At 72.9% G+C, this 13201-nt stretch carries 11 protein-coding genes; 1 reads left to right on the top strand and 10 read right to left on the bottom strand.

Annotated elements, in window-relative coordinates:
* Positions 1-7: 7 nt before the first annotated feature.
* The 3 genes from ACZ3UD_RS25730 to ACZ3UD_RS25740 all read right to left on the bottom strand — a co-directional run bounded on the left by ACZ3UD_RS25730 (position 8) and on the right by ACZ3UD_RS25740 (position 3950).
* Positions 8-1168: a sensor histidine kinase gene (locus ACZ3UD_RS25730; RefSeq protein ID WP_465592161.1), complete on the bottom strand. Its 1161-nt coding sequence runs from the start codon at positions 1166-1168 to the stop codon at positions 8-10.
* Positions 1169-1198: 30 nt separating this feature from the next.
* Positions 1199-1684: a DUF1453 domain-containing protein gene (locus tag ACZ3UD_RS25735; protein ID WP_465592164.1), complete on the bottom strand. Its 486-nt coding sequence runs from the start codon at positions 1682-1684 to the stop codon at positions 1199-1201.
* A gap of 154 nt (positions 1685-1838) precedes the next feature.
* Positions 1839-3950, bottom strand: coding sequence for a DNA gyrase/topoisomerase IV subunit B (locus ACZ3UD_RS25740; protein ID WP_465592167.1), 2112 nt, complete (start codon positions 3948-3950; stop codon positions 1839-1841).
* Positions 3951-4488: 538 nt separating this feature from the next.
* On the opposite strand from ACZ3UD_RS25740, the gene ACZ3UD_RS25745 reads away from it, so the two are divergent.
* The gene (locus tag ACZ3UD_RS25745; RefSeq protein WP_465592170.1) at positions 4489-4719 is read left to right on the top strand and encodes a DUF7455 domain-containing protein; all 231 of its coding nucleotides are present in this window, start codon (positions 4489-4491) and stop codon (positions 4717-4719) included.
* Between the two features lie 216 nt (positions 4720-4935).
* On the opposite strand, the gene ACZ3UD_RS25750 is transcribed toward ACZ3UD_RS25745, so the two are convergent.
* From ACZ3UD_RS25750 to ACZ3UD_RS25780, 7 genes are all read right to left on the bottom strand, one after another.
* Positions 4936-5835: a S1 family peptidase gene (locus ACZ3UD_RS25750; RefSeq protein WP_465592173.1), complete on the bottom strand. Its 900-nt coding sequence runs from the start codon at positions 5833-5835 to the stop codon at positions 4936-4938.
* 237 nt (positions 5836-6072) lie between these two features.
* Entirely contained in the window at positions 6073-7719 is a 1647-nt protein-coding gene (locus ACZ3UD_RS25755) for an RNA polymerase sigma factor (protein WP_465592176.1), read from the bottom strand.
* Between the two features lie 532 nt (positions 7720-8251).
* Entirely contained in the window at positions 8252-9184 is a 933-nt protein-coding gene (locus ACZ3UD_RS25760; RefSeq protein ID WP_465592179.1) for a FadR/GntR family transcriptional regulator, read from the bottom strand.
* Between the two features lie 147 nt (positions 9185-9331).
* Entirely contained in the window at positions 9332-10237 is a 906-nt protein-coding gene (locus ACZ3UD_RS25765; protein WP_465592182.1) for a hypothetical protein, read from the bottom strand.
* Positions 10238-10240: 3 nt separating this feature from the next.
* A complete protein-coding gene (locus tag ACZ3UD_RS25770) occupies positions 10241-11713 on the bottom strand; it encodes an ATP-binding cassette domain-containing protein (protein ID WP_465592185.1) in 1473 nt (490 codons plus the stop codon).
* 204 nt (positions 11714-11917) lie between these two features.
* A complete protein-coding gene (locus ACZ3UD_RS25775) occupies positions 11918-12199 on the bottom strand; it encodes a hypothetical protein (protein ID WP_465592188.1) in 282 nt (93 codons plus the stop codon).
* A gap of 140 nt (positions 12200-12339) precedes the next feature.
* Entirely contained in the window at positions 12340-13098 is a 759-nt protein-coding gene (locus tag ACZ3UD_RS25780) for an NUDIX hydrolase (RefSeq protein WP_387620383.1), read from the bottom strand.
* Between the last annotated feature and the right edge of the window lie 103 nt (positions 13099-13201).

The raw sequence follows: 13201 nt of genomic DNA on the forward strand, positions 1-13201 counted from the left end.
CGCTCACTCATTCCGGCACCCGCAGCACCACGCGCCATCCTCCGTCCTCCGGGCCCGCCAGCAGGGTGCCGCCGAGCAGTTCCGCGCGTTCGCGCATCCCCAGCAGACCGTACCCGCTGCCGCTGTCGGCCAGCTCTCCGGAGGACTCGCCGCGCGCCGCCCGGGTGTTGCGCACCTCCAGCTCCACCGCCCCGTCCAGGTAGCGCAGTTCGACGGTGCACCGGGCACCCGGCGCGTGTTTGCGGACGTTGGTCACCGCCTCCTGCGCGGTGCGCCGCACCGCCAGGCCGGCCTCGGCGGCCAGCGGCCGGGGCGTACCGGTGACGGTGAGCACGGCCCGCTCGCGCTCGGTCAGCTCCACCAGGAACTCGCCGACCGCGGTGAACTCCCCGCGCAGCGCAGACAGCGCCTGCCGGGTCTCGGCCAGGCCGTCCTGCGCCATCCTCCGGGCGGCGACGACCCGTTCGCGGATCTGCTCGCGGTCGGTCCCGGCGTCCAGCATCAGCCGGGCCGCCTCCAGGTGGACCAGCTGCGCGGACAGGCTGTGGGCGAGCACGTCGTGGATCTCCCGGGCGATCCTGGCCCGTTCGGCGAGCGCCGCGCTCTCCGCCTCGGCGGCCCGGGCGGCGCGCTCCTGGGCGAGCAGCCTGCGGGCGGTGCCGCGCGCCTCGGTGTCCAGCCGCAGCAGGAAGCCGAGCAGGGTGGCCCCGCCGATGGTGGCGGCGATGCTGAGCCAGCTCGCCCAGGAGGCCGCGGTGTAGGAGCTCAGCGCGGCCGTCGCGGTGAGCAGCGCGGGCGCGGGCGGCAGCCGGACCAGGGCGGTCACGGCCAGCCCGATCCAGAGGAGGTCGGCGAGCGTGTAGGCCCGCCCCCAGTTGGCCAGCCAGGCGGCGCCGACCAGGGCGGTCGCCAGCAGGTACGAGGCGGTCGGGCGCTGTGCCCGGGCGGCCCGGAGGTAGAGGGTGCACAGGGCGACGGCCGTGGCCAGTCCGGCCGCCGCGGCCGCCACGGCCCAGCCGGCGTACTTCCCGTCCGAGAAGGTCCCCCAGCCGACGACGGCCAGCAGGACGATCCGGCCGAGCACGGTGAGGACCCGCCGGGGCCGGCTGTCGGCCTCGCGCTCCAGCCCCTCGCGGGACGCCCAGCGGGTCCAGTACCACCCGGCCACGGGTGCCTCCTCGGTGCTCACGGCGGTGGGTCAGTGCAGGACGGCGGTGGTCTGCGCGGGCTCCAGCGTCCGGGCCCTCCAGTTCACCACGAGCGAGCGGACCAGCAGCAGGACCGCCATGCCGAGCATCAGCGCGCTGCCCGCCTGATGGACGCCCAGGGCCGAGCCGAGCGCGTAGAGCCCGATCCGGATGGCGATCATCCCACCCCAGGCGGCCAGGGTGGCCTTGGTGCCCTTGAGCAGGACGGTGCCGTCCGCGGCCCGCCAGATCCGGACGGTCCAGCCCCAGACGGTGCCCATCGCGAGCACGGTGACCATTCCGGCGGCCAGCAGGGCGGCCGACAGCGCGGTGTGCTGGTGGTCGATGATCTGCGGATCGCGCAGCGCGAGCACGCCCAGGATCAGCGGCAGCAACCAGAAGCGGCGCTCGGTGTCCAGGCGTTGGACGCGCATCTGGCGCTGGACCACCAGGACCATCACCGCGGCGATCACGAGGAGGTTGGCTACGGCAGTCATCGGATCATCCGTCCCGAGGAGAGGCTTGTTCTGACCCCTCCGACGCTACGGATCCGACGGTTCCCGCTGATCGGAGCCGAGGTGGACCCCGGGTGGACCCCGGAACGCGAGGGCCCTCCACCCGTGGGTGGAGGGCCCTCGCGCACTGCCGGGATCAGGCGTCGATACGCGAGCGGTCCAGGGTGGCCGCCGAGTCCACGATGAACTCCTTGCGCGGGGCGACGTCGTTGCCCATCAGCAAGTCGAAGATCTTCTCGGCCTGCTCCAGGTCGCCCAGGTTGATCCGGCGCAGCGTGCGGTGACGCGGGTCCATGGTGGTCTCGGCCAGTTGGTCGGCGTCCATCTCGCCCAGACCCTTGTAGCGCTGCACCGGCTCCTTCCAGCGCATCCCCTTGCGCTGGAACTCCAGCAGGGTGGAGCGCAGTTCGGCGTCGGAGTAGGTGTAGTGGTACTTCTCCTGGCCGCGCTTGGGGTTGGTGAGCTCGATCCGGTGCAGCGGCGGCACGGCGGCGAAGACCCGGCCCTGCTCGACCATCGGCCGCATGTAGCGGTGGAAGAGGGTGAGCAGCAGGGTGCGGATGTGCGAGCCGTCGACATCGGCGTCGGCCATGAAGATGACCCGGCCGTAGCGGGCCTGGTCGATGTCGAAGGTGCGGCCCGAGCCGGCTCCTATGACCTGGATGATCGCGGCGCACTCGGCGTTCTTGAGCATGTCGCTCACCGAGGCCTTCTGCACGTTGAGGATCTTGCCGCGGATCGGCAGCAGCGCCTGGAACTCGGAGTTGCGGGCGAGCTTGGCGGTGCCGAGCGCGGAGTCGCCCTCGACGATGAACAGTTCGCTGCGGTCGACGTCGTCGCTGCGGCAGTCGGCCAGCTTGGCGGGCAGCGAGCTGGTCTCCAGCGCGGTCTTCCGACGCTGGGCCTCCTTGTGCTGGCGGGCGGCGACCCGGGTGCGGGCTGCCGCGACCACCTTCTCCAGCACGGCCCGGGCCTGCAGCTTCTGGTCCTTCTTGGCCGAGGTGAGGAAGGCCTTGAGCTCCTTGGCGACGACGGCGGCGACGATCCGGTTGGCCGCCGAGGTGCCGAGCACCTCCTTGGTCTGGCCCTCGAACTGCGGCTCGGCGAGCCGGACGGTGACCACCGCGGTAAGGCCCTCGGTGGCGTCGTCCTTGGTGATGTCGTCCTCGGCGACGCGCAGCAGCTTGCTGGCGCGCAGCACCTCGTTGACGGTCTTGGCCAGCGAGCGCTCGAAGCCGGTGACGTGGGTGCCGCCCTTGGGGGTGGCGATGATGTTGACGAAGGAGCGCAGGGTGGTGTCGTAACCGGTGCCCCAGCGCAGCGCGATGTCCACCCCGAGGTGGCGGGTGACCTCGGTGGGGGTCATGTGGCCGAGCTCGTCCAGGACGGGCACGGTCTCCTTGAAGGTGCCCTCGCCGTGCAGCCGCAGCACGTCGGAGACCGGCTTGTCGGGGGCCAGGAACTCGCAGAACTCGGCGATGCCGCCGTCGTAGTGGAAGACCGACTCCTCGACCTGCTCGCTCTCGGTGAGCCGCTCGTCACGCACGACGATGGTCAGGCCGGGGACCAGGAAGGCGGTCTGCCGGGCGCGGTTGTGCAGGTTCTCCAGGGAGAGCTTGGCGTCCTTGAGGAAGATCTGCCGGTCGGCCCAGTAGCGGATCCGGGTGCCGGTGCGGGCCTTCGGCACCTTGCGGCTCTTGCTGAGGCCGTTGGCCGGCTCGAAGGGCGAGTCCGGACCGGCCTCGGTGAAGATGCCGGGGGTGCCGCGGCGGAAGCTGATCGCGTGGGTGTGGCCGCTGCGGTCGACCTCGACGTCCAGGCGGGCGGAGAGCGCGTTGACGACGGAGGCGCCGACACCGTGCAGACCGCCGGAGGCCGCGTAGGAGCCGCCGCCGAACTTGCCGCCGGCGTGCAGCTTGGTCATCACGACCTCGACGCCGGACAGCCCGGTCTTGGGCTCGACGTCGACCGGGATGCCGCGGCCGTTGTCGCGGACCTCGACCGAGGAGTCCGGGTGCAGCACGACCTCGATGTGGTCGCAGTGGCCGCCCAGCGCCTCGTCGACGGAGTTGTCGATGATCTCCCAGAGGCAGTGCATCAGGCCGCGGCTATCGGTCGAGCCGATGTACATGCCGGGGCGCTTGCGGACCGCCTCCAGGCCCTCCAGGACGAGCAGGTGCCGCGCGGTGTAGTTGGAACCGTCGTCGCCGGCCAGCAGCGCGGACGGCACGGTCGTTTCGGCACTCACGCGGCACTCTCCTCGGTGAAGATCTGTCTCATCGGTCACATCCGGACGCATCCGGACCAACCGCCAGTGCAGCACGCCGCACCGACAGTCGTCGCTCTGTGCGCTCGCACCCCTGCGCCGGGTGCACAGCACGACGGGCCGGTCCCGCGCAGCTTGTACGCGCTGCGCGAACAAGGACCGCGCCCGAGTGTGGGCCCCGGGGGCGCCATCTCCTCCCGGTACCACCGGTCCTGGCGGATCGTGGGGTCCGGCGCAGCCTCCGGAACTGCCGTTATGCAGGCTACCGGGGCCCGGGACGGGGCTTATGCTCCAACCCGGCAGAGGATTATGCTACGCGGACCTCGGACCCGATCCCGATCGGGCGTTCGAGCGACGGGCGGATCCCGGGATTCGGCACGCATGAACCACCGACGCCCGGGGCACGTCCTCATCAACACAGCAGAATCCTCAGAGAAGAAAAGCCACGAGCGGGAACGTTTTCGGCCTGGTTGGATGTTGACCCTGGTACGACAGCTCGTCGAGCTAGAGAAGAGGCGACGTGACTACTGTTCTGACACCTGCGAGCCCGCTCACCGCGGCTGACCGCTGCGACCGGTGCGGCGCCCAGGCTTACCTGCGCGTCGTACTCGCGAGCGGCGGAGAGCTGCTCTTCTGCGCCCACCACGGCCGGAAGTTCGAGCCCGAGCTCAAGAAGATCGCCGTGGAGATACAGGACGAGAGCGGCCGTCTCACCAGCCCCACCGCCACGGCCGCCGAAGACGAGCGCTGATCCCAGGCGCCGCAACCAGCAGCCAGCGTCGAGCTGTGTCCGGTCGCGCACCGCGCGCGACCGGCGAGCCGGGTGGCCGACCCCCGAAGGGTCCGGCCACCCGGCTCAGCTGTTCTCCGGACGCCTCTCCCGCGTTCGCCCTCGGAGCACCGCCGCGGGGTCGGCCGGATCCGAAACGGCGTCAGAACGTCACCGCTCCATCACTCGCGGCGACGCTCACAGTGCCGAGCGAACCGCGTCCGTGACCGAGGACACCCGGGTGTAGACGCCGGGGTGGCCCGCCTCGGCGCAGCCCGTCCCCCAGGAGACCAGGCCGACCAGTCTGCCGCCGACGATCAGCGGGCCGCCGCTGTCGCCCTGGCAGGCGTCCTTGCCGCCCTTCTCCTCGCCCGCGCAGACCATGCCGCGGGCGTCGAACTTGCCGTCCTGCCCGCCCGGGTAGGCGTGCGCACAGGTCTGGTCCGAGACCATCGAAACGTCCACCCCGCGCAGCACCGGCGAGTAGTCGCCCCGCCCGCTGGTGTCACCCCAGCCGTACACCTGCGCCCTGGTCCCGGCCGCGTACGGCGCGCTCTCGCCCTGGCCGACCAGCTCGACCACCGGCCGGGCGCCCTGGGGGGCGGCGAGGGTGATCACCGCGACGTCGTTCATGTTCGCCGCGAAGTTGTAGTCGGGGTGGAGCCAGACCGACCGGACGGCCACCTCGTGGCCGGCCGAGCCGCGCATGTCGTCCCGGCCGACGATCACCTTGAGCCCCGGCCGGTCCACCCGCCCCTTGGCCTCGTCGTAGAAGCAGTGCGCCGCCGTCACCACCTTGGTCGGGGTGACCAGCGCTCCCCCGCAGAACTGGCCGGAGCGCCCGCTGCCGAACTGCTGGCGGCTGGACAGCGCCACGATCCACGGGTGGTCCGCGGTGCTCACGGTGCTGCCGCCGACCACCCGGCGCTGCGCCTCGGCCGGGCCGGCCGAGCCGAGGGCGACCAGCGGGACGGGCACGGCGGCGAGCAGCGCCAGCGCGGCGGCCCGTCGGCGGCGACGGCCCGTACGGACGGTGGCCAAGTCGGCCCGGGGCGGGGCGGAGGTCGGCAGATCAGTGCGGTCCGGGTCGGTCGGCACCGTGACTCCAGAAGGCTCGGCAGCAGGCAACCGACACAGCGTAGGTGATCAACTACGCTGTGCGACCGCTTCCGGCGACGGCGCCACCCGGACGAGCGACAAGCACCACTCGGACGCTGACGAACCCGGCGCCGAACAGCCCGAAGGCCCGGAACCGTACGGCTCCGGGCCTTCGTTGCGCGCTGTGCTCGCGGCGCTCGCCGCACTTGCCGTGGGCGAGCGCCGTCGTACGGCCGATCAGTCCAGGTAGTCGCGCAGCACCTGGGAACGCGACGGGTGGCGCAGCTTCGACATGGTCTTCGACTCGATCTGGCGGATGCGCTCACGGGTGACCCCGTACACCTTGCCGATCTCGTCGAGCGTCTTCGGCTGGCCGTCCGTCAGGCCGAAGCGCATCGAGACCACGCCGGCCTCGCGCTCGGAGAGGGTGTCCAGCACCGAGTGCAGCTGCTCCTGGAGCAGGGTGAAGGAGACCGCGTCGGCCGGGACGACCGCCTCGGAGTCCTCGATCAGGTCACCGAACTCGCTGTCGCCGTCCTCGCCCAGCGGGGTGTGCAGCGAGATCGGCTCGCGGCCGTACTTCTGGACCTCGATGACCTTCTCGGGGGTCATGTCGAGCTCCTTGGCCAGCTCCTCCGGGGTGGGCTCGCGGCCCAGGTCCTGGAGCATCTGGCGCTGGACGCGGGCCAGCTTGTTGATGACCTCGACCATGTGCACCGGGATGCGAATGGTGCGGGCCTGGTCGGCCATGGCGCGGGTGATCGCCTGACGGATCCACCAGGTGGCATACGTCGAGAACTTGTAGCCCTTGGTGTAGTCGAACTTCTCGACCGCACGGATCAGACCGAGGTTGCCCTCCTGGATCAGGTCCAGGAAGAGCATGCCGCGACCGGTGTAGCGCTTGGCCAGCGACACCACCAGGCGGAGGTTGGCCTCCAGCAGGTGGTTCTTGGCCCGGCGGCCGTCCTCGGCGATGATCTCCAGCTCGCGCTTGAGCTTCGGGGCGAGCTTGTCGGCGGCCGAGAGCTTGTCCTCGGCGAACAGGCCGGCCTCGATGCGCTTGGCGAGCTCGACCTCCTGCTCGGCGTTGAGCAGCGGGACCTTGCCGATCTGCTTCAGGTAGTCCTTGACCGGGTCGGCGGTGGCACCGGCGACGGCGACCTGCTGGGCCGGCGCGTCGTCCTCGTCGTCGTCGGAGAGGACGAAGCCCTCCGACTCCTCCTCCGGGCCCTCGGCCTCGGCCTTGTCGCCCGGCAGCGCGACCTCCTCGAGCAGCTCCTCGTCGCCGAGCAGCTCCTCGTCGCCGCCCTTGCCGGCCTTGGCGGTGGTGGTCTTCTTGGCGGCGGCCTTCTTGGCCGGCGCGGCGGTCTTCTTGGCCACGGTCTTCTTGGCCGGGACGGCCTTCTTGGCCGGAGCCGCCTTCACCTCGGTGACCGAACCGGTCGCCTCATCGACGGTGATCTCGGCGGAGACCGTGGGGGCGGGGGCCGCGGCGGCGGCGGCGACGGCCGGAGCCGCGACGGGCGCGCCGGGGGCGATCCGCACGGGCGGCTTGGTCGGGGCCGAGGGGGCGGCCGGGGTCCGGGTGGTGACAGCCTTGGTGGCGGTGCGCTTGGTGGGGCTCTTGGCAGCAACGCTCTTGCGCTTGGCGCCGGCCGGCTCGGCCGCGCTGACCATGAGGTCCACCCCCTCCTCAATCAGCACCTGGTTGAGGCTGCGCATGACGTTCTTCCACTTGGTGACCGGGATCTGGTCCGCCTCGAACGCCTGGCGCACGTCGTCACCGGCGATCTGCCCCTGGGCCTTGCCCCGCTCGATGAGCGCCAGCAGAGCCACGGACTCGGCGATCTCGGGGGGAAGCGAACGGGATGTGCTGGCCGACACGAACAACCTCTCGGACGATGAGTGGACTCGAACCCGTACCGGCCGCCCGAGCGGGCGGGGAAGGAGATCGCGCGCCGGACGCGCGGTGTCGATTCCGACCGACTCGGGCTTGAGGACTGGGTTTGCAGGACGGCAGCAGCGCCGCGGACCAACACAGCATTCTGACATGTTGGAGTATTCCGGAGCTGCTCCCGCTCAGGACACATCGCTGCTACTCGTCAAGTGTTACGCATGGCCTTCGTGTCGCGGGTCACACCGCTCGGCGCCCACGGCCCCGGGGCCTGGATCCATCATCGCGCACTCGCTCCGCAGTTGATTGTCATGGACGGGACATAGCGTCGGGGCTGCGACGGCGCGGTGCCGGGCTGTCGCCCCGCGGACCTGGACGGCGGGGCCGGGGCCGGGTGACCGTCGCGGGTTCTCGGGCCACCACCGCTGCGCAGAAGCCCTCCGGCTGCGCCGCGCGGTGCGGCCGGAGGGCCCTGCAGGAGCGGGCCGCATCCGGCGTGCCCGCTCGTCGAGAACAGCCCGCTCAGTGCTCCCGGGGCGCGGGGACGGAGGGCTCCATCTCGGGGTGGACGGTGAGCAGCGCCCGCATCGCGGCCTCGCCCGCGGTGCCGTCGCCGGTGCCCAGCGCGTCGACCAGCCGGGCGTGCAGGCCGACCGAGGACTCGGAGGGCCGCTCGCAGGAGATCGCCGGACCGCCCGAGACCTGCAGGGCGCAGGAGACGATCCCGGACAGGTGCTCCAGCATCCGGTTGCCGGCCATCTGCAGGACCAGGCCGTGCAACTCGGCGTCGGCCCGGGTGTAGGTGGACAGGTCGGCCTGGGCGGCGGCATGGCCCATGATCTCCACCAGCTCGACCAGTCGCTGCTGGACGTCCTCCCGGCCGTGGCCGGCCGCGAGCCGGGCGGCCAGCGGCTCGATCGCCCAGCGGAGCTCGAACAGCTCCCGGCGCTGCTCGTCCCGCTGCGGGCCGAAGGCTCGCCACTCGATGATGTCCGGGTCCAGCAGGTTCCAGTCGCTGACCGGGCGGACCCGGGTGCCGACGTTCGGACGGGCGCTGACCAGGCCCTTGGCCTCCAGCACGCGCAGCGACTCGCGGACGACGGTCCGGGACACCTCGAACCGCTGGCCGATCTCCTCGGGCACGAGCGGACGGTCGGCGCCGAGGTCGCCGGAGACGATCATCTGGCCTAGCTGCTGGACCAGCTGGCCGTGCAAACCGCGACCGCGGCTGCTGGTGGTCTTGCGGCCGACCCGGGCGATGTCGGACTCGGCGCCCTCCCAGCGGGGCGCCGGCGGCGTCGGCCGGTCGGCGTACGAGAAGCGGTCCAGGTCGCCGGAGCCGGGGATGGGCCCTTCGGCGGAACGGGCGGGGGTCATGGTGGGGTGCGCAAGGGTACTCACGCCTCCTTTGTCGGCGATCGGCAGGCGCAGCTTGAGAATTCTCGTGAAAAGCACACGAAAGGGTGATCGACCGTGACTGGATAATTGACTTCTTATCAGGAAGAACCGCACATTGCGGTCACTGCTGGTCGATCTTGGTGGTTCGGGGCGGCCTGCCGGTTGCCGACGCTGCCTGCGCCGCCTGCGGTCCCGCTGCGGGCGCTACAGCGCGCGGCGGCGGGCCTGGACGAGCAGGGCCGCGAGCAGCAGGGTCGCCACCGGGGCCGCGACCGCCGCGAGAAAGGCCGGGTCCGTCAACGCCGGGCTGCCGGCCGCCGCCCCGCGCGCTGCCCCGTACACCAAGCCGTAGGCCCACTCGATGCCGGACTGGAACGGCAGCAGCTCGGCCGCCCGGCCCGGCCACGGGCGACCGGTCCAGCGCAGCAGCAGGGCCACGCCGGACTCCAGCAGCGGCGGCAGCGCACACAGCAGCAGCACCCCGGCGGCGGCGCTGCGGGTCAGCGAGGCGGTCAGCACGCCGGTCCAGCCCGCCACCACGGTCAGCAGGACGAAGGCCAGCAGCGCGGCCGGCACCCCGTGCCCGGCCACCAGCGCCAGCGGGGCGAACACGCCCGGCAGGTCGCCGAGGGCGTTCAGCCCGGCGGCGGCCAGCGCCCCGGACGCATGCCCGGAGAGCGCGGCCGGGTCCGACCAGGCCGCCACCGTCACCCCGGCCGGCAGCGCGAGGTGCACGGCCACCGTGTCGAGCAGCAGGGTGGCCAGCGCCAGCAGCGCCGCCACCGGGGCGACCACCAGCAGCTTGGCCAGGAGCAGCCGCACCCGGCGCGAGTACGCCACCTGCGAGGCCGCCAGCCCCGGGTGGCGGACCTCGTGGCCGTACGAGAGCGCGCCCAGCACGCCGGCTCCGAGCGCCGCGAAGGGCAGCGGGATCAGCGGGACGGCGGCGGTCAGCAGCCGCACCCCGGCCCGCCCGGCCAGCTGGCCGGGCGGGGCCTGGCTCGCCAGGACGGCGGCCAGGACGGCGTCGCAGAGCAGTACGGCGGCGAGCAGCAGCCAGGTGGAACGCAGGCCGCGCAGGCGGCGCAGCTCGTAGGCCAGGACACGCACGGTTCACTCGCTCCGGTGGTCGTCGGGGGTGGTGGGGGCCTTGATGGTGGTGAGGCGGCCGAGGCGGACGGTGTCGTCGGTGAGCAGGTCGGCGGCGCTCTGACGCCGGCGCGGGGGCTGGGCTTCGGTGCGGGCTGAGTCGTCTGACGGAGCGGTGGCGCCGGTCGGGGCGCCGGCGCTCGGGGCGATGGCGTTTGCCGGGGCGGTGGTGCTCGCCCGGGCGGGGTCCGGCGCCGGGGCGGGCTGGTCGCGGACGAGCCGGTCCAGGGCGACGGTGGGGGCGGGGTCGGACTGGACGGCGGCGCCGAGGGTCGGGAGGGCGGCCGTCACAGCGGCGACGGGCAGCGCGCGGGCGGGCAGGGAGGCGTCGTCCCGGGAACGGCCCTGAGTAGCGGGCTCGGCGACCACGGGCTGGTGGGTCAGCTCGGGGTCCGAGTGCGGCTCGGGGTGCGGGTCCGGGTGCGGCTCGGGGTGCGGCTCCGGGTACCGGTCCGCACTGGGCTCGGGGCTCGGCTCCGCTTCGGGGGCCGGTTCGGCCGTCTGCTGGAGGCGGAGCTGGCCGGAGCGCCCGGAGGGGACCGGCAGGGCGGCCCGGGGCGCCAGCTGCTCGACCACCCGGTCGGCCAACTCGTGCAGCAGGATCCCGTGGCGGTAGGCGAGTTCACCGATCTCGGTGCGCTCGATGCCCGCCACCGCGAGGCCCGCGCCGCCGTCCCGGCGCACCTCGGCGCCATGGCTGACCAGCAGGTCGGCCAGCCGCGCCATCTGCGGCCCCCGGACGGCGACTTCGGGGCTGAGCCTGGTCCGGCAGAACTCCGAGACCGGCTGGTCGGCCACCAGACGGCCGCGGTCCAGGGTGACCACCCGGTCCGCCAGCCGCGCGGCCTCCTGCGGGGTGCGGGTGGTCACCAGGACCGTTCCGCCCGCGACCGCGAAGGAGCGCAGGAAGGAGTGGAACCACTCGGCGTTGCGCGGCGACAGGCCCTCGGTCGGCGCGTCCAGCAGCAGCGTGCCGGGGTCGCCCAGCAGCGCGGCGGCCAGAGCGAGCCGGCGGTGCATGCCGGGCGAGAAGATACGCAGCCGCCGCCCGGCGACGGCGGCCAGCCGGGTCTGCTCCAGCAGCTCGTCGGCGCGCCGCGCGGGGACGCCGACGGCCGCGGCCAGCATCCGCAGGTGGCCAGACGCCTTGCGCCCCGGGTGCCCGGCCACCGCCGCGGCCCCCTCCCCCGGCCCGGGCAGCAGAACGCCGACCTCGCGCTCGGGGCGGCGGATCCGCCGGTAGGGACGGCCGTTGAAGAGCGTGATGCCCTGGCCGCGTTCCAGTTCGAGCATCAGCCGCAGGGCCGTGGACTTGCCCGCTCCCTCGTCACCGAGCAGAACGGTCACCATGCCGGGCCGGGCGTCGAAGGTCAGATCGAGTACGGCGGGCGGGGCGCCCTTGCGATACACCCTGGTCAGTCCGGTGATCTGGATCATCGCTGGCTGCTCCCATGCCCTCGGCCGACCTGCTCGACGCCAGCACATTAGGGGTCAGCACCGCCGATTCCGGGCATTACCGAACCGCCACGGGCCCACCGGCCGCCCGCCTCACCCGATCAGGGGACAATCCGATCCTGCGATTCACGGGCGCGCGTGCTCCGGGGGCCGTCGGCGCCCGACCAGTGGCCGGTGCCGTGGCCGTCACAGGAAGGCCGAGGCTCCCCTCGGGAGCGGCTGGCCGACGCACTCCCCCTGGAACTCCTCGACGGCGGCCTTGCCCGCGACGGCGATCTCGGCCAACTGCTCCTGCTCGGCGCTCAGCGTCTCCTGCACGGAGGCGATCGTCGCCGGATCGGCATGCGCGGCCTTCAGGGCGGCCAGCTGCCGCTCGGTTCTGGTGGTGGTCGCGATGAGACTCTTGCGTTCCGCCACCAAACTCTCGATGCCGGCTCGCTGTCTGGCACAGATATCGTCGACGGCCATCACGAGGCTCCCTAGATCCAAAGGGCTGCGGTCCGGCGACCGAAGCGTCCACCGACACTGTGCGCCGGCGGCACCGCATCGGCCTCCGGACCGGGGCCGTTCGGCGGCCCCGCGAAGACGGCTCCGGGGCCCCAGGGTGCTCAGGACTCCGGGCGGAGCATGGGCGGGTTGAGGACGGTCGCGCCGCCCGCCGTGAAGAGCTGGGCCGGGCGGCCGCCCTGACGGGTCGTCGTGCCGCCCGAGGGGAGCAGGAAGCCGGGGGTGCCGGTGACCTTGCGGTGGAAGTTGCGCGGGTCGAGGACCACGCCCCAGACGGCCTCGTAGACGCGGCGCAGCTCACCGACGGTGAACTCGGTCGGGCAGAAAGCGGTCGCGAGCGAGGAGTACTCGATCTTGGAGCGGGCGCGCTCCACGCCGTCGGCCAGGATCAGGCCGTGGTCGAAGGCGAGCGGGACGCCGTCGACCGGGCTCTCGCCGAGGAGTTCGCCTACCGGGGCCCAGCGGGCGCTGCTGGCGTCACCGCCGGCCCGGGGGGTCGGGAGGTCGGGGGCGAGCACCAGGTAGGCGACGCTGACCACGCGCATCCGGGGGTCGCGCTGCGGGTGGCCGTAGGTGGCGAGCTGCTCCAGGTGGGCGCCGGCCGCACCGGGGCCGACCGCGTCGTGACCGGGGGCGGAGTGGGCGCGCAGGCCGGTCTCCTCGGCCAGCTCGCGGGAGGCGGCTTCGGCCAGGCCCTCGTCCGGGCGGACGAAGCCGCCGGGCAGCGCCCAGTACCCCTGGTAGGGCGGCTCACCCCGTCTGACCAGCAGGGCGCAGAGCGAGTGGTCGCGCACCGTCAGCACCACCAGGTCAACCGTGACAGCGAATGGGGGGAAGGCCGACGGATCGTAACGCGACATGGCGACGATCATAGTCGTCTCTCTGACGATAAGCACAGGTCCGTGCACGGGGTGCGCAGCGCCGGTGACCGCGCCCGCCCGGACACGGTTCGCGCACGGGCGG

The organism is Kitasatospora sp. NPDC023118, assembly GCF_055560875.1.

Bases quoted from the DNA above. Each gene is read 5' to 3' on its own strand.
- ACZ3UD_RS25780 (WP_387620383.1), bottom strand. From the start codon at position 13,098: ATGTCGCGTTACGATCCGTCGGCCTTCCCCCCATTCGCTGTCACGGTT.
- ACZ3UD_RS25770 (WP_465592185.1), bottom strand. From the start codon at position 11,713: ATGATCCAGATCACCGGACTGACCAGGGTGTATCGCAAGGGCGCCCCG.
- ACZ3UD_RS25775 (WP_465592188.1), bottom strand. From the start codon at position 12,199: ATGGCCGTCGACGATATCTGTGCCAGACAGCGAGCCGGCATCGAGAGT.
- ACZ3UD_RS25735 (WP_465592164.1), bottom strand. From the start codon at position 1,684: ATGACTGCCGTAGCCAACCTCCTCGTGATCGCCGCGGTGATGGTCCTG.